Annotated in this window: 9 protein-coding genes; 8 read left to right on the forward strand and 1 reads right to left on the reverse strand. The window is 37.9% G+C overall.

Annotated elements, in window-relative coordinates; translation table 11 throughout:
* Positions 1-908, reverse strand: a 908-nt coding sequence (locus R3333_RS04740) for a homogentisate 1,2-dioxygenase (protein WP_318957586.1), incomplete at its 3' end; no start/stop codon positions are given.
* 217 nt (positions 909-1,125) lie between these two features.
* On the opposite strand from R3333_RS04740, the gene R3333_RS04745 reads away from it, so the two are divergent.
* The 8 genes from R3333_RS04745 to R3333_RS04780 form a co-directional block, all read left to right on the forward strand.
* Positions 1,126-2,076 carry an NAD-dependent epimerase/dehydratase family protein gene (locus R3333_RS04745; protein ID WP_318957588.1) on the forward strand — a complete coding sequence of 317 codons (951 nt, stop codon included), beginning with the start codon at positions 1,126-1,128 and terminating at the stop codon, positions 2,074-2,076.
* A gap of 126 nt (positions 2,077-2,202) precedes the next feature.
* Entirely contained in the window at positions 2,203-3,051 is an 849-nt protein-coding gene (locus R3333_RS04750) for a hypothetical protein (RefSeq protein ID WP_318957591.1), read from the forward strand.
* Positions 3,052-3,159: 108 nt separating this feature from the next.
* Positions 3,160-4,632 carry a cysteine--tRNA ligase gene (gene cysS, locus R3333_RS04755; RefSeq protein WP_318957593.1) on the forward strand — a complete coding sequence of 491 codons (1,473 nt, stop codon included), beginning with the start codon at positions 3,160-3,162 and terminating at the stop codon, positions 4,630-4,632.
* Between the two features lie 95 nt (positions 4,633-4,727).
* Positions 4,728-7,535 (forward strand): DNA polymerase I, encoded by a 2,808-nt coding sequence (polA, locus tag R3333_RS04760; protein WP_318957595.1) that lies wholly within the window; start codon positions 4,728-4,730, stop codon positions 7,533-7,535.
* A gap of 153 nt (positions 7,536-7,688) precedes the next feature.
* Positions 7,689-9,161, forward strand: a complete 1,473-nt coding sequence (locus R3333_RS04765; protein ID WP_318957596.1) for a hypothetical protein — start codon at positions 7,689-7,691, stop codon at positions 9,159-9,161.
* Between the two features lie 382 nt (positions 9,162-9,543).
* The gene (locus tag R3333_RS04770) at positions 9,544-16,566 is read left to right on the forward strand and encodes a gliding motility-associated C-terminal domain-containing protein (RefSeq protein ID WP_318957598.1); all 7,023 of its coding nucleotides are present in this window, start codon (positions 9,544-9,546) and stop codon (positions 16,564-16,566) included.
* A 21-nt stretch (positions 16,567-16,587) separates the two neighbouring features.
* Positions 16,588-17,517, forward strand: coding sequence for a type IX secretion system membrane protein PorP/SprF (locus R3333_RS04775; protein WP_318957599.1), 930 nt, complete (start codon positions 16,588-16,590; stop codon positions 17,515-17,517).
* 12 nt (positions 17,518-17,529) lie between these two features.
* On the forward strand, positions 17,530-18,337 hold an 808-nt coding region (locus tag R3333_RS04780; protein WP_413468671.1), incomplete at its 3' end, for a tetratricopeptide repeat protein.

Raw genomic sequence — 18,337 nt, forward strand, 5'->3', positions numbered from 1 at the left:
ATATTACTGTGGTTATAAGGAGCTGGAATTGCTTGTGGGTGGTAATCGTACAACCTAGGTACAAAAGAACAGATCACAAAATTGTGTGCCTCAAAAGTTTGGTGTACGGGAGGCGGTTGGTGAACACGACCTGTAATAGGTTCAAAATCTTTAATGTTAAAGATGTATGGGAAGTTATATCCATCCCATCCAACAACATCAAATGGGTGAGAACCATACGTCAAATGATGCAGAACGTTCTCTTTCTTAATCTTAATTAAGAAATCACCTAACTCGTCATGTGTTTCCAATGTTTCCGGTCTTCTTAAATCACGTTCACAGAATGGAGAGTGCTCTAACAATTGACCAAAATTATTTCTGTAACGCTTTGGTGTAACAATTGGAGAGAAAGACTCAACTATAAATAATCTGTTGTTCTCTGTATTGAAATCGATTTGGTAAATCATACCACGTGGAATCACGATGTAGTCTCCGTAAGAGAAATCTAAATTTCCACACATCGTTCTCAATGTCCCTGTACCTTCATGAATGAAAATCACTTCATCTGCATCTGCATTCTTGTAAAAGTACTCTCTCAAAGATTTTTTAGGTGCTGCTACCGCAATGTTCAAATCATTATTAAACATTACAATTTCTCTACTTTCTAAGAAATCATCTTTTGGTGCAACATTGTACCCCTTAAGCATGTGCGATTTGATATTCTTATCTACCGCTGCTATAGGTGTCATATCTATTGTTTCACCAACATTCTTAACCATAGTAGGTCTATGAACGTGGTAAAGTAAACTCGACATACCATGGAAACCTTCTGTACCAAACAATTGTTCTTGATACAAACCTCCATCCTCTTTTTTAAAGGTCGTATGTCTTTTGTGAGGAATTTTCCCCAACTTATGATAAAAGGGCATATTCTTTCTTTTTTAAAATTAAATAATCGGGATATAGATGGTTGTGAAATCCATCATTCTGGATTGCGCTTCAAGAGAAGCTTGGCTTTAATTTTTAAGTCATCCCAATTCATTAACCTCTGAAATTTTCGAGTTTCACAAATATAAAGAAATGCATTCTCTTTTCTAAATCCAATGTCTTATTTTTGCCACATCAAATTAATAGGTTAAAGATTAAATGAAGAAGGTACTTGTTATAGGAGCGTCAGGTCAGATAGGAACAGAATTAGTTCTTGAGTTAAGAAAACGATTTGGTACAGACGCAGTAATCGCATCAGATGTTAAACCAGATTGTCCAGAATTATTAAAAGATGGTCAGTACGCCCAACTCGATGTTTTGGATAGAGAAAAAGTGTGGAACTTTGTAGAAGAGAACAAGGTTACTGAAATCTATTTATTAGCAGCCTTATTATCTGCTACTGCTGAAAAGCATCCAGACTTTGCTTGGAAATTGAACATGGATGGATTATTCAACATTTTAGATTTAGCCAAAGAAAAGAAAATTGAAAAGATTTTCTGGCCAAGTTCTATTGCTGTTTTTGGTCCAACCACACCTGCAGATCAAACACCGCAAACTACCATTATGGAGCCTACAACGGTTTATGGTATCTCTAAACAAGCGGGAGAAAGATGGTGTGAATATTACAATAAAATTTACGGTGTGGATGTTAGATCGATCCGTTACCCAGGTTTAATTTCATATACCTCTCTACCTGGAGGAGGTACTACAGATTATGCCGTTGATATTTTTTACAATGCGCGTAAGCGAAATACCTATACTTCTTTCTTGTCAGAAGATACAGCATTACCTATGATGTATATGGAAGATGCCATTAGAGCAACGATAGAGTTAATGGAAGCTCCGGAAGAAAACATCAAAATTAGAAGTTCTTACAACTTGGCAGGATTGTCTTTCACTCCAGAAGATTTAACAAAGTCTATTCAGAAGCACCAACCAGACTTCACTATTAATTACGCTCCTGATTTCAGACAAAAGATTGCAGACACTTGGCCTAACTCTATAGACGACAGCGCAGCTAAGAAGGACTGGGGTTGGAAAGAGAAATACGACATCGACAAAATGGTTGAGGTTATGCTCGAAAACGTAAACCCAGACTGGATAGATTAAACGTTCTAACATAGATTATTTTTTAATGCCGTTTATCTGCAATTTTATTGGTAGATAAACGGCATTTGTATATATTTAACCGTCAAAATTAATCACATGTATTACTACTCGGTATTAAAATTGTGCATGCTTCTGTTAATCAGTGCAAGCGCATTTTCTAGCGAGCCTGAATACAACAAACCTCAGTTTCTTCTTGAAGATACCATTAATCAGTTTGACAATGCTGGTAAAAAGCATGGTTACTGGGTAATCTATGGTAAGGATGTAGATTCTAGCTTACATTTCCCTACCAATGGAAAAGTAAGAGAGGGTAATTTTGAACACGGTAGAAAGGAAGGTGTGTGGACCTTTTACTATAAAGACGGGAAAACACCCAAATTAAAAGGATATTACAGCAACAACAGACCTGAGGGTAGTTTCACGAAGTATTGGCCCAATGGTTTGGTCAAAGAGGAAGGTGTATTTCGCAATCAAAAATATCAAGACTCCTTAAAGCGATATAATGACAAGGGTGTATTGGTCTATCAAGCTTCATTTGATTCTAGCGGTAATGAAAGTGGTGAAATCGCCTATTATTATGACGATGGCAACCCTCAATTTGTATACACAGCTAAAAAGGGAAAACCCGTGGGAGAAGCCAAGCGATTTTACCCCAATGGAGATGTAAAAGAAGTTATAAATTACAACGAAAACGGAGCTCTAATTTCATCTGAAAAGAAAGAAATGATTTCTCCAGAAAAACAGTCAACCACTCCAAACAAATCTAAAAAGGCTCCTACTATTGAAGATAAAAGTAAACTTTTATTGAACGGGTACAATAAAGTATATAACGACAACCACGAGTTATGGCAAGATGGTGAGTTTAAAGAAGGGCAACTTTGGGATGGTAAAGTTTACGTCTATGATGAAGACGGTCTTTTATTAAAAGTAGAAGTTTACAAGGAAGGAAGATATCATTCCGAAGGTCAACTTTAATCCAGTATCTTTTGTATTGACCCTTTAATTTTTGCCCGAAATTATTGTATTTTCGTGGCTAAATTGATCATGAGTTTTGGAACTCATACTCAGTATTATTGAAATTTTATGGAAGCACACAATAGAAACTTATCTATTTACAATAGTTTATCTGGTGAAAAAGAGGTTTTTACACCTATACATGGAAATTTCGTTGGCCTTTACGTATGTGGTCCAACTGTATATAGCAATGTACACTTAGGAAACTGCCGTACTTTCATAAATTTCGACTTAGTATACCGTTATTTGAAGCATCTAGGCTACAAAGTGCGTTACGTTAGAAACATAACAGACGCTGGTCACCTAGAAGACGACGCAGATCAAGGAGAGGATAAAATTGCAAAAAAGGCAAAACTTCAAAAGTTAGAGCCTATGGAAATTGTACAACAATACACTGTAGATTTTCATGAGACGCTAGACGCCTTTAACAACCTTCCTCCAAACATTGAACCTACTGCAACAGGACATATCATTGAGCAAATAGAGATGATTCAAGAAATCATTGCCAATGGATTGGCCTATGAAGTAAACGGCTCAGTATACTTTGATGTTGAAAAATACAATGCTTCTGAACACTACGGAGAACTTTCTGGTAGAAAAATAGAAGATCTTATATCAGGAACTCGTGAGCTGGATGGACAAAGTGAGAAACGTTCACCCTTAGATTTTGCACTTTGGAAAAATGCAGCTCCAGAACACATCATGAAATGGCCTTCTCCATGGGGAATTGGTTTCCCGGGATGGCACTTGGAATGTTCTGCAATGAGTACCAAATATCTTGGCGAAGAATTCGATATTCACGGAGGTGGAATGGATTTGAAGTTCCCTCACCACGAATGTGAAATCGCTCAAGGTCATGCAGCAACCGGTAAAAAACCAGTTAAATATTGGATGCACGCCAATATGCTCACATTAAACGGAAAGAAAATGAGTAAATCTACAGGTAACAACTTACTTCCTGGAGAACTCTTTTCTGGTAATAATGATTTGCTGGAAAAAGCATTTGACCCTATGGTGGTTCGCTTTTTCATCATGCAAGCACATTACCGTTCAACTTTAGATTTTACTTCAGAAGCCTTAATGGCCGCTGAAAAAGGATTTAAACGTTTAATGGAAGCTGTTCAAATCTTACCAAAGTTGAAAACATCATCCAGCACAAGCACATCGATTACACCCTTAGTCGATAGCTTTTACGCAGCCATGAATGATGACTTCAATGCCCCTATTCTCGTTGCCAAACTCTTTGACGCGGTTAAGTTAATCAACGCCATTAATGATGGAAAAGAAACCATTAGTCAGGAAGATTTAACTATCTTAAGCAATGAAATTAATTCTTTCGTCTTTGATGTTTTAGGACTTAAAGCTGTTAACGATAACAACGACAATTCTTTAAGCAAAGTGATGGAATTAGTGATTGACATGAGACAGACGGCCAGAGAAAATAAAGACTGGACTACATCAGACAAAATTAGAGATTTCTTAGCGGAAGCAGGAATTCAAATTAAGGACAGTAAAGAAGGTACCAACTGGACTAAAATCTAGTTTTTATCGCTTTGCTTTTGTATAACGAACTATTTATTTCGTTATAATTATTATTCTTATACGAGGAAGTATTCCACGTGTACAAAAATTACTATATGTTAACACCCGAAATACCGAAGAAGTTATTTTTATTGGATGCCTTTGCGCTTATTTACCGTGCATATTTTGCATTTTCTAAGAACCCGAGAGTTAACTCAAAAGGACAAAATACTTCGGCAGCATTTGGGTTTACCAATGCACTTATCGATGTTATCAATAGAGAAAAGCCTACCCATTTAGCGGTTGTTTTTGACGCACCGGGTGGAGCCACGAATAGACAAGAGGATTTTTCGGATTATAAAGCCAATCGAGAAGAGATGCCAGAAGACATCCGATCTATGTTGGATCCCATCAAAGAAATTATTTCAGCTTTCAATATTCCTATTTTATTGAAACCCGGTTTTGAAGCAGATGATGTTATTGGAACGTTGGCAAAAATGGCTGAAAAAGAAGGTTTTCAAACCTACATGATGACTCCGGATAAGGATTTTGGTCAACTCGTTTCTGAGAACATTTTTATGTACCGACCAGGAAGGGGAGGAAAACCTGCTGAAATCTGGGGAATTCCTGAGATTTGCGAAAAGTTCCAAGTTGAAGATCCCATCCAGGTAATCGATATTTTAGGACTTTGGGGGGATGCCGTTGACAACATACCTGGGATACCTGGAATCGGTGAGAAAACCTCAAAAAAATTGATCGCGAAATATGGATCAATGGAAAACCTTTTTGAACATACAGATGAACTTAAAGGGAAACAAAAGGAGAACGTTATTAATTTCATGGAGCAAGGGCGTATGTCTAAAATGCTCGCTACCATCATTCTAGATGTTGATGTTGAATTTGATGCCGAAGATCTAAAAGTAGTTGAACCAAACGCTGATAAAATCAGAGAGCTCTTTACTGAACTTGAGTTTAGAAACTTAGCGAAAAGAGTTTTGGGCGAAGAAATCGTTGTTACGCAAGCTGCAAGTAGTCCAAAAGATGAAAATCAACTGGATTTATTTGGAACGGCAAACGACACGAACAGTACGCCAGCTACCCCAGAAAGTTTAAAATCTTTAAGCACAGAAAAACCAAGTTATCATTTTGTGCAAACACCAGAGGGTAGACAAAAACTCCTTGCTAAAATAATGGAACAAAGCTCGGTTTGTTTTGATACAGAAACGAGTTCACTCGAGGCGCGTCATGCGGATATTGTTGGAATGTCTATTTCCTTCAAGGCGAAAGAAGCCTACTACATTCCCTTCCCAACTAAATTTGAGGAGGCGAAAGCAATTTTGGAAGAATTTAAACCCTATTTCCAAAGTAAAGACATAGAAAAAGTTGCCCATAATATAAAGTACGATTTACAAGTAATTGGAAGGTATGGTATTGAAGTCGAAGGTCCAATGTTCGACACCATGATTGCGCATTACTTACTTTCACCAGATGCCAAGCACAGTATGGACAGGCTGGCGGAATATTACCTGAACTATGAAACTATTTCTATAGACAGTATTTTAGGTAAAAAAGGAAAGAAACAAAAGTCCATGCTCGATATTCCACAAGAAGAAATTGTAGATTATGCTTGTGAAGATGCCGATATCACTTGGCAATTGAAAGAATTATTTGAGCCAGAAATCCAAAAAGATCATTTAAAATCCTTGTTCTACGATATGGAAATGCCTTTGGTTGAGGTATTGAAAACCATGGAAGAAGAAGGAATCAATTTAGATATAGAAGGATTGGCTACTTTCTCCCAAGAGCTTGGTGAAAGTCTTGAAAAACTAGAGAAAGATATTAAAGCTTTGGCCGAAGAAGACTTCAACTTAGATAGTCCAAGACAATTGGGTGAAGTATTGTTTGAAAAGATGAAAATTTCATCGAAAGCAAAGAAAACTAAAACGGGTCAATACTCTACCTCAGAAGATGTATTACAAAAGCATAAGGATGACCATGAAATCATTCCTTTGATATTAGACTATCGATCGCTTAAAAAGCTTAAAAACACATATGTAGATCCACTTCCGACTCTTGTAGATGAACAAGACGGTAGATTGCATACGCATTACATGCAAACAGTTGCCGCAACTGGAAGATTGAGTTCGAATAATCCAAACTTGCAGAATATTCCTATTCGAACGGAAAAAGGAAGAGAAATTAGAAAGGCTTTTATTGCAAAAGATGATAACCATTTGCTCATGGCAGCAGACTACTCACAAATAGAATTGCGCATTATTGCCGCACTTTCTCAAGATGAGAATATGGTACATGCCTTTCAGAACAACTTAGATATTCACGCTGCTACGGCAGCAAAAGTCTTTAAAGTAAACTTGGAAGACGTAACCCGTGAACAGCGTAGCTCTGCTAAAGCGGTGAATTTTGGAATTATATATGGTCAAGGTGCATTTGGTTTAGCTCAAAACCTGGGTATATCTAGAAAAGAAGCTAAGGCCATTATAGATGGATACTTTGAAGAATATGCAACCATCAAAACATACATGGATCAGGCCGTTAAAGATGCAAGAGAGAAAGGATATGTAGAAACTATTTTCAATAGAAGAAGGTACCTTCCAGATATTAATTCATCGAACGCTGTTGTAAGAGGTTTTGCAGAGAGAAATGCCATTAATGCACCCATTCAAGGTAGTGCTGCAGACATCATTAAACTAGCAATGATTAAAGTGGCAGAACGCATGAAAAAGGAAAAAGTAAATTCAAAATTACTACTTCAAGTACATGATGAACTTGTTTTTGATGTTCATAAATCAGAACAGGAAATCATGGCTAAGTTGGTACAAGAAGAAATGGAACATGCCGTTGAATTAGCGGTTCCGATGAAAGTTGAATATGAATTAGCAAAGAACTGGTTAGAAGCACATTAAACCACCTTAGCCTAACAACCATTTAATATTTAAGGAAAAGTGTTCAGAGTAAAGTTTATAGTCATATTTCTACTATTATCCCTAAGCTCATTTGCGCAGAAAAATTCGCGCGAACATAATTTGAATGTGCTTTTTGATGGGGACATTGAGAAGGTGGATACGAATTTACGTCCACTTCTTAAACAATTAAACACGCATGCACACCGACAGGAATATGCTAAAGCCTCTCAACTACTCCTTAAGAATTATACGCTGATCCAACAACAAGAGAACCTACCTTATTACAATTACTTTCTATCCACTTGCTACATTGGTGCGAGAAATTTAAGAAGCGCTAAGGAATTATTACAAAAAGAGACCAATGAAATTCTTATCCCTTATAACCTTGAAAAGTTTGGGGTAATCTACACCGAAAAAGGTGAATTAGCTATTGCCAACAAATATTTTAAGTTACAACTCAAAAACGCACAATCTGACCTGATGAAAGGCCGAGCACTGAGAAACGTTGCTATTACTTTTAGAAAACAATATCAACTAGATTCTGCAGTCAAGTATTTTAAAACTAGCAACCATTACTTTTCGCCTTTAAATCACAAATTCAAACTCATCAATGACATTGATCTTGCTGAAATTGATAAAACAAAGGGGTATTATTTAAAAGCAAAAAAAGAACTGAAGAAAATTCTTTACGAATGTTTAGAGAACGAATACTCTCAAATAGCAGGAGTTGTCTTAGTTCTTCTCATGGAAACGCATGAGGATTTATATGAATTCAACTCTATATCAAATTATTTCAAGGACTATAATGGATTGTATTTACTGGAAGAAACAGATGAAAAACTAGCATTCTTACGTTATCAAATTGTTTATTCTCCAGAAAATCAAATTGAAAAGAAAGAGAAATTTATACATTATAAGAATCTACTTCAGATTTTAAAAACGAATAAATCTAATTCTTTTACCCAATTAATAGAAAGTCTGAAAACTCATGATTCCATTCTCATTGCGAATCAAAATACGAGTCCTCTCTCTAAATTAAACAAGCAACAAAATTCTCAAGGCTTACTTAAATGGTGGATCATTGGACTATCTATCATCTTTTGTATTGGATTTTTAAGTATCTATTTCTACAACCGCAACAACATCAGTAGGCGTATAAAGAACTTGCAAAAAGAACGTAAGGAACTGCATAAAAGAATAGAAAGACAAAATCGAGAATTAACAGATTTAGCGATTAACTTGAAAAGAAAAAGACAATTTGATGAAGAGTTCCTTAAAAAGGTTGAATTCGTAAAGAATAGTTCTTTCTCCCATAAAGAACAAATTACCAAACTTTCTAATGAACTTAAAAATCAAGTTGGTCAAGGTTACACGAACGAGTTACTCCAAGAAAATATTAATGAATTAAATTCTAAGTTCAATGCGGTATTATCTGAAAAACATCCCAACCTTACCAATTACGACAAAGAACTTTGTGGACTCATTCGTTTAAACTTTTCAAATAAAGAGATTGCCAACCTCAAAAACATCTCTTCTCAATCTGCCAGAACAGCGAAATATAGGTTAAAACAGAAACTAGAATTAGACGCTGAAATTGACCTAATAGAATACCTTCAAAAACTATAATCTCATCTCCCGGAAGGAGAATTCCCCCCTCCCCCTCTTTCAAGATTTTCCTATGCTAAAAACAGCGATGAACGACTTTTATCGTTCTCTTAGCGACAATAATTCATCGGTAAAAAGCAGTACTTGCATAATAAATAGCAAATAATCCAGGTAATACAAAACCCTGTTTTTCAGTCATTTAAAACATTCCGTATACGGGTTGTATACGCTCTACCCAACCGATGTATACATCTAATCTACTCCTATGTTTAAACATATTTTTTAAGCTGTGGTACATTTATTACAGACGAACAGTAAGTAACTACCTCAAGCGAACCCTCTTGGGGAGTATCCCCTTTGAACCTTCATCTAGGTTTAAGGGAGTTAAAAAAACGATTAGGTTATGAAACACTTCTTTACCCTTAACAAACTGCAGGCATTTTGCCTGTTGGTACTAACCCTCCTATGCACTAGGACCGGTTTTAGTCAAAATCAATTTTATGCCAACTCAGTCACCGACTCCCTGGCATTAACAGATTACCTCAACACCGTTGATGGTGATCTCACCACATTTGGTACCGTCACATCAAGCTCAGGACTAGCCCTAGGTCTTGGAGCTTATGATGGTTTCATAGAGGTTGAATTTCCAAGTTTATTACCTGCGAACACAACTACTTATGTTAAAATCGCAACTGAGGATGACATACTTACCCCTTTAACAGGAGGTAGTTTGGCCACACTCCTAAGTGATGTTTTGGGCATTGTGTTGGCCGGAAATCAAGAACTGGATATTGAGGCTAGAAACGGAACAAGTACCGTTCTCTCCGCTTCAACTGCCAGCCCCGGAGATTTCTCGGCAGATAGTCTACGCGTTGTAATCGATAGTGCAGGTAGTTTTTACCTCGCCATTACACCTTCCAACGCATATAACAGGATCTATATTTCCAATGAAATGGGATCACTCTTAGGATTATTTATGACCCGTGAATTGGAATTTTACGATGCCTTTTATTATAACGGGACGAATGCCTGTGGACAGGCCATGTATACAAGTTTCGATGGTACAGGAATTACATTAGACTTATTGAACTTAGGAGGAGCCGGTGTTCAAAATCCAGAGTTAGCAATTGATAGTGATACTTCAACACATTCAACACTTAATTTTGGTATTCTTGATGTTGCTTCAACGCTCGAACAAACGATTTACTTCGATGGACCTACAAATACAACTGATGAATTTAGAATTAGACTACAAATAAGCTCGAGTCTAGTTTCACTAGGATTAGCAAACAATATAGAAATTGAAGCCAAGCTTGGTGCAACCACAGTGTTTAACCAAAACTTAACCAGTGGTTCTTTAATCAATTTAAATTTACTCGACTTACAAAATGGACAACCCGTTGATGTAATAGTAGACCCTAATACTCCAATCGATAGAATAACAGTTAGAATGACTTCGCTTCTCGGCGTTGATTTAGCACAAATGTTGTATTTGTATGGAGTTCAGAAAATACCGGCAATGCCAACCATTGACCCTGCTTCAGTTAATTCGGTTACTTGTGCTAATGATTCCATTCAACTCATTGCGAATGGAGATCCAAGTACACTTATTATGAAATGGTACGATGCCCAAGAAGGAGGTAACCTCATTGGAACTTCTGCCTCTGGCGATCCTTTCACGATATACAACATAGATCAGGATACAACATTCTTCGTTGCAGCATCTATACCTGGTTGTCCTGAAGAATCTCAGCGCACTCCAGTAGATGTATCGATTATTGCCCTTCCTACGGATACAAATATCACCGTTACCGGAGATGGGAATCCATATTGTGCTTTGGACACGATAAACATTGTTCCCTCATCAGTAATAGGGGTAGATTTTACATGGTACTTTGACAATAATAAAACGCAACCCATTACCAATGGAACGCTTGGTGGAGTGTACTACAACGTAGACGCCAATGGGACTTTAACAATTGCAGGTTTAGACGACCAATCTTCTCCTTACAGTTATTTTGTAAGTGTTGTAGATACGGTTACAGGTTGTGTTAATGGAGCTGGTGACTTAAAAGAGGTTGTTATTAACATCATCGATACGCAAGCGCCAACAACAGCCAATGCCAACCAAGAATTTTGTGTGCTTGATTACGCTACAATTGCGGATCTTCAAGTTAATGAATCTAATATTTTATGGTATGATGCTGCAAGCATGGGGAACGCACTTGCTACAACGGATACCTTAATAGATGGTGAAATTTATTATGCTTCTCAGGTTGGACCAAGTTGTGAAAGTTCTAATCGTTTAGCAATCACCGTTCAATTAAATGACACGACTCCGCCAACAACTTCAAATTCTACACAAGAATTCTGTAAAGTTGATTACCCAATCATCTCAGATATTCAAGTAGATCAAATAAATATCAATTGGTATGACGCGGCTGCAGGTGGAAATCTTTTAAGCCTGAGTGACACGCTTACCACAGGTAATTACTATGCATCTCAAGTAGGTACAACCTGTGAGAGTTCTACTCGATTAATGGTCAGTGTTATAGTAAATGATACAACAGCACCTACAGCTTCTTTAACCACACAAGAATTTTGTTCGGCAAGTAGTCCTACAATTGCAGATTTAGTAGTTGATCAAAACAACGTTGTTTGGTACGATGCTGCTGAAGGTGGAAACCTATTAAATAATACAGATGTTTTAGTTGATGGTAACTCTTATTTCGCTGCTCAAGTCGGAAGTGAGTGTGAGAGTTTTGATCGTTTAGAAATAGTCGTTGGACTAGGTGTTATCCCTCCTCCTACGACTATGGATCCTATTCAAGAATTCTGTGTATCTGATTACCCTACAGTAGCAGATTTACAAACCAACGAAACAAACGTAATCTTTTATGATGCCGCAACTGGAGGAAATTTAGTCAGTAACTCAGACACGTTAGTAAATTTAAATTTCTACTATGCAGCTACTGTAGGTATTGGATGTGAAAGTACAACACGTTTGATGTTACAAGCCATCGTAAACGATACGACTCCTCCAACAACCTCATCAGCAGTTCAAACCTTCTGTGTGTTAGATTTTGCAACCATTGCAGACATTCAAGTTGATCAACCGAATGTAAACTGGTATGATGCACCTATCGGAGGAAACATATATGCTTCAACAGATACATTAGTAACTGGAGATTATTATGCCTCTCAAGTAGGATCAGAATGTGAAAGTTCATTGAGACTTATGGTGAGCATCGTTATTGACGATGAAACACCACCAACCACGGCTAATGCCAACCAAGAATTCTGTATTGCTGAGTATGCAACAGTTGCCGATTTACAAACCAACGAACCAAATGTTGTTTGGTACGATTCAATTGAAGCAGGTAATATGTATAACTCAACTGATCTTTTAGTGGATGGTTTAACATATTACGGAGCGAAACAAGGAGCGGCATGTGAGAGTTCAATGCGCTTAGCAGTAGTTGTAACCTTAAATGATACGACAGCTCCTACAACCGCTAATACAACACAAGATTTTTGTTCTACTTCTAACCCAACATTAGCAGACGTTGTTGTAGACCAACCCAACATTATATGGTATGCAGCAGCTTCAGGAGGAACACCTTTGGCTTCCTCAACACCTCTTGTTGATAACACTACATATTACGCTGCCCAACAGGGAACGGAATGTGAAAGTTCTACGCGTTTAGCCATTCTTGTTACGGTAGGAGTTATACCTCCACCAACAACGAGTAGTTTAAACCAAGAATTCTGTGTAGTTGAATACGCTACGGTTGCAGATATTCAAGTCAACGAACCCAATGTAATTTGGTATGATCAAGCCTCTGGAGGTACTGCCTACAGTGCAACGGATACCTTGATGGATCTAACGACATATTATGGAGCTACGCAAGCTACCAATTGTGAAAGTGCAGTAAGAACAGCCATTACAATTACATTAAACGACACTACGGCACCTACAACAGCAAATGCAAATCAAATTTTCTGTACGGTAGACAACCCGACAGTAGCCGATATTCAAGTTGATCAACCCAATGTAAACTGGTATGATGCTCCAATGGGAGGTAACTTATTAGCAACTACAGACGCTTTAATGGATGGTAGTTACTACGCGGCACAACAAGGTAGTGAATGTGAAAGCTCAATGCGTTTAGAAGTTGTGGTAACCGTAAACGATACAACTGCACCAACAACCTTAAACGCAAACCAAGACTTTTGTTTGGTGGATATGCCAACATTAGATGATGTTCAAGTAAATCAATCCAACATTGTTTGGTATGATGCAGCGACTAATGGAAATGCGCTTGCAGGGAATACTGCTTTAAGTGATGGTGCTACTTACTATGCTGCACAGGTTGGAGCATTTTGTGAAAGCTCTGTTCGCTTAGCCATCACAGTAAATGTAAATGACGCTTCAACACCAACAACGCTTAATGCTGATCAGGAATTCTGTCAATCAGACAATCCAGTTATTGCTAATATTCAAGTCAACCAGTCAAACATTAACTGGTACGATGCCTCAACTGGAGGTAATCAATTGGCTAACTCAGATCCATTAATGGATGGAGTATCTTACTATGCTGCCCTTGTAGGTATTAATTGTGAAAGTGCTGTACGATTACAAATCAATGTTACAGTAACAGATACAGTTGCTCCTACAACAACGGATGCAAATCAAGAATTCTGTGCCGTTGATATGCCTACAGTTGCAGATATTCAAGTGAACGAAACAGGAGTAAACTGGTATTTGTCAGCATCTGGTGGAACAGCATTAAATGCAACGGATGCATTGGCTACCAATACTTATTACGGTGCATTAATCGTTGGGAATTGTGAAAGTTCAAGCCGTTTGATGGTAAACGTAACAGTTAACGACACAACAGCTCCAACTACATTGATGGCCAACCAAAGCTTCTGTCAAATTGATATGCCAACCCTAGCGGATATACAAGTGAATCAAACAAACATTGTTTGGTATGATGCTGCAACAAATGGAAACGCATTACCGATGAACACAGCACTTATGAATGGAGCAACCTACTATGCCGCTCAATTAAGTGTAGACTGTGAAAGTTCGCAAAGACTAGCTGTAAATGTAACTGTAGAAGACGAGGCAACACCAACAACAAACAATACAAATCAAGATTTTTGTGGGGTAGACATGCCTACAATCGCAGATATTCAAGTAAACGAAACAAATGTTAGCTGGTATGATGCTGCAACCGGAGGTAATCAATTATCCAACGCAGATGCTCTCATAGATGGAATGGCTTACTATGCAACTTTAGTAGGAACAAATTGTGAAAGCTCTGTCAGACTTCAGGTTAATGTAACGGTTTCGGATACAGTGGCTCCTACAACAACGGATGCAAATCAAGAATTCTGTGCCGTTGATATGCCTACAGTTGCAGATATTCAAGTGAACGAAACAGGAGTAAACTGGTATTTGTCAGCAACTGGCGGAACGGCATTAAATGCAACGGATGCATTGGCTACTGACACGTATTACGGTGCATTAATCGTTGGAAACTGTGAGAGTTCAACACGATTAATGGTAAATGTTACCGTTAACGACACCACTGCTCCAACTACTTTGATGGCCAATCAAACTTTCTGTGCAGGAGATAATCCAACGTTAGCAGATGTTCAAGTAAATCAAACAAACATCGTGTGGTATGATGCTGCAACAAACGGAAACGCATTACCGATGACCACAGCACTTATGAATGGAGCAACCTACTATGCCGCTCAATTAAGTGTAGATTGTGAAAGTTCGCAAAGACTGGCAGTTACGGTTGCGGTTTCAAATATACCCGCTCCAACAACAAACAGTACAGCGCAAACTTTCTGTAGCATTGACAACCCAACGATAGCAAGTATTCAGGTGAACCAAACAAACGTAGTTTGGATGGATGCAGGAGCGAATGTGTTAACACCTTCCACTCCGCTTACCGATGGTGCTTCTTACTTTGGTGCACAAACTAACGGTCAATGTACAGGAACGAATTTGTTAGCGGTTAGTGTTACGGTAACTTTTGTACCTGCTCCAACAACCAATGATGCAAATCCAGAATTTTGTGCGAATACAAATCCAACTTTAGCGGATATTAGTATGAACGAACCAAACATTAACTGGTACGATGCTCCAACTATGGGTACTTTATTACCTAATGGTACTTTATTGGTTGACGGTCAAATTTACTATGCCGCAAACGTAATGAATGGTTGTGAAAGTGAAGTGAGAACTGCTGTCCAGCCTTCGTTAAATATAACGAGCACACCAACAACTTCTAATAATAACCAGACTTTCTGTTTCAGCGATAACCCAACGTTGGCAGACATACAAGTTACAGCTACACAAGTAGTTTGGTATGATCAGCAAACTGGAGGAAGTGTTTTAGCTTCAGGAACAACGCTGCAAGATGGGGCTACTTACTATGCAGCCAATGTAGAAAATGGATGTGAAAGTGACCAAAGAATTGCAATCACGGTTCACTTAAATGGAGGTCCAACGGCACAAATCATTGGAACATTCAACGATATATGTGTTGCGGATACCCTTACCTACTCAACAAATGCTAACATGACGAATTATGTTTGGACAGTTGTTGACGGGACTATAGTTGCTGGAGGTTCATCAACAGACAACTTTGTAGAGGTAGTTTGGGATGGTTCAGGATCAGGATCAATTCAAGTAAGTTATACGAACACCGCTGGATGTTCTGAATACATGGATACCCCTATTCAAATCACAACAGGAATTTGTCCAGACCTTAGTATCTACAAAACTGTAGACAACAAAACACCTGAGATGTATGAAAATGTTGAGTTTACGATTACAGTTGAAAACACAGGTAATGTAACCTTCACAAATGTTCTTATCAATGAACAATTAACCAATGGTTTTGAATATGTTTCTCATTCAACATCAGCAGGAGCATATGACTTATCAACTGGTGTTTGGTCTATCTCAACGGTTTCACCAAATACGAGTGAAACACTCGTAATAATTGCCAAAGTCATTCCTGGAAGTAATCACTGGAATATCGCTCATTTAATTGGAGATTATACGGATGATACAGACCCTGAAAACAATGTAGACTCAGTAGAGGTGGACCCCGTAGACCTTACCGTTTACAATCAGTTCTCACCAAATAATGACGGGGATAATGACAGATTCATTATTGATGGAATTGAGGACTATCCAGAAAATACAGTTCAAATCTTTAACCGTTACGGAAACCTGGTATATCAAACTGAAAACTATCAGAACGACTGGGATGGAGTTCCAAACGTTGGCGGAACTATTGGTACTGGAAATGTATTACCAACAGGTACTTATTTCTACATCATAAAAGACGCTAACTCAGATCAGCAATGGTCAGGATGGTTATACTTAATTAAATAATAACATACTAAACGCAATACGATGAAAACTTTGAAAATAAATAAAATCAGTGCGGTATTAGTAGCAGCTCTTTTTGTTGGTTCCTTTGCTTGGGGCCAACAAAGAGCGCAGTACACGCAATATATGTATAACACTATGCCATTGAACGCGGGTTATACAGGAACAATAGACGGTTTAGAAGCAACTGCTATTCACCGATCTCAATGGGTTGGAATGGATGGAGCCCCTGTTACAACCGGTCTTTCTTTAAACGGAGCCATTAACAAGCATTTTGGACTTGGGTTAACAGCGGTTAATGATAGAATTGGTCCAATTACACAAAATGAACTCGCGGTGAACCTTGCTTCAAGCGTGCAGTTAAATGATAAACTTAGATTGTCTTTAGGCGTTTCTGGAGGTATCAATTCAGTATCTGCTGATTGGTCTATGGGAACTATCTACAACACTAGTGATAACGCATACAACCAAAATTTAAACAACGAGATAACTCCAGCTGTTGGTGCCGGACTTTACCTTTACTCTAACCGTTTTTACGCTGGAGTATCTAGTCCTAATGTCATCAAACGTAAAAGCAATCTTTCTCAAGTTTATGACAGGTTTGCCAACGAACTACACTTCTTTGTGATTACAGGTTATGTATTCGACTTGTCACCTAATGTGAAATTCAAACCTGCTTTGATGACGAAGATAGTACCTAATGCGCCTTTAAGTATTGACTTATCTGCCAATTTCCTCTTGAAGGAGCAATTTACTTTGGGTGCTGCTTACAGATATCAGGATGCTATTAATCTTTTAGCAGGATATGAGTTTGCGAAATCATTCTTTGTTGGATACGCCTACGACTTAGGAATTACTCCAACAAAAGATTTCCATTCTGGATCTCATGAAATCATTTTGAAATACAAACTATTGAGACAAACGAGAGTTGCAACCTCTCCAAGATTCTTCTAAAACGGAACCATCATGAAAAATTTAATATACATAAGTCTCTTAGCATCTGGAATTGCCTTTGGTCAAAACGCGATGGAAAAAGGAGATGATTTATACGCTAAATATGACTTCGATAATGCTATTGAATCTTACAATAAAGCAATCTCAAGTAATAAAGCAACAGAAGATGTTAATCTTAAAATTGCCAACAGCTACTTTAATCTAACGAATTACAAACAAGCTTTACCTTGGTATCAAAGAGCTATATCTGCTGATTATAGCAATGTTGACGAAGGAGATTTTCTGAAATACATTCAGTGCCTAAAAAGCGAGGGGCAATATGAAGATGCCGACGCCATACTCATGGAGTATTATGCGGGTAATTCGGAAAAATTAGCTCAATTAAAAAAGCAAAAAGCAGCTTTCGACATTAAAAGAGACAACTTATACGTCTTGAGAAATCTTCCCATCAATTCAGCTAACTCTGATTTTGGTGTAGCCAATTATGGGAACAAAATCTTATTTGCTTCGAGTAGAGCTGGAGAAGGAGAATTGACGAAGAAAACATACGCTTGGAACGAACAACCTTACTTAAACATTTATGAGGCACAAAGAAATACAGCGAATGGTAACCTTACCAATGACAAATTATTCGAGGGCCTGAATTCGCAGTATCATGATGCTATGATTTGTTTCAACAAAGAAAATACACGCGTGTACTTTTCTACGAATCAATTGCGCAAAAAAGGTAAGCTGAAGACTAATGAGGATGGTACCTCTACCCTTCAAATTATGTTGGCGGATGTCGTTGAAGGCAAGATTGCCAATATCGTAAGTTTGA

Origin of the sequence: Lishizhenia sp., assembly GCF_033720595.1 — a bacterium.
Classification (GTDB): domain Bacteria; phylum Bacteroidota; class Bacteroidia; order Flavobacteriales_D; family Crocinitomicaceae; genus Lishizhenia.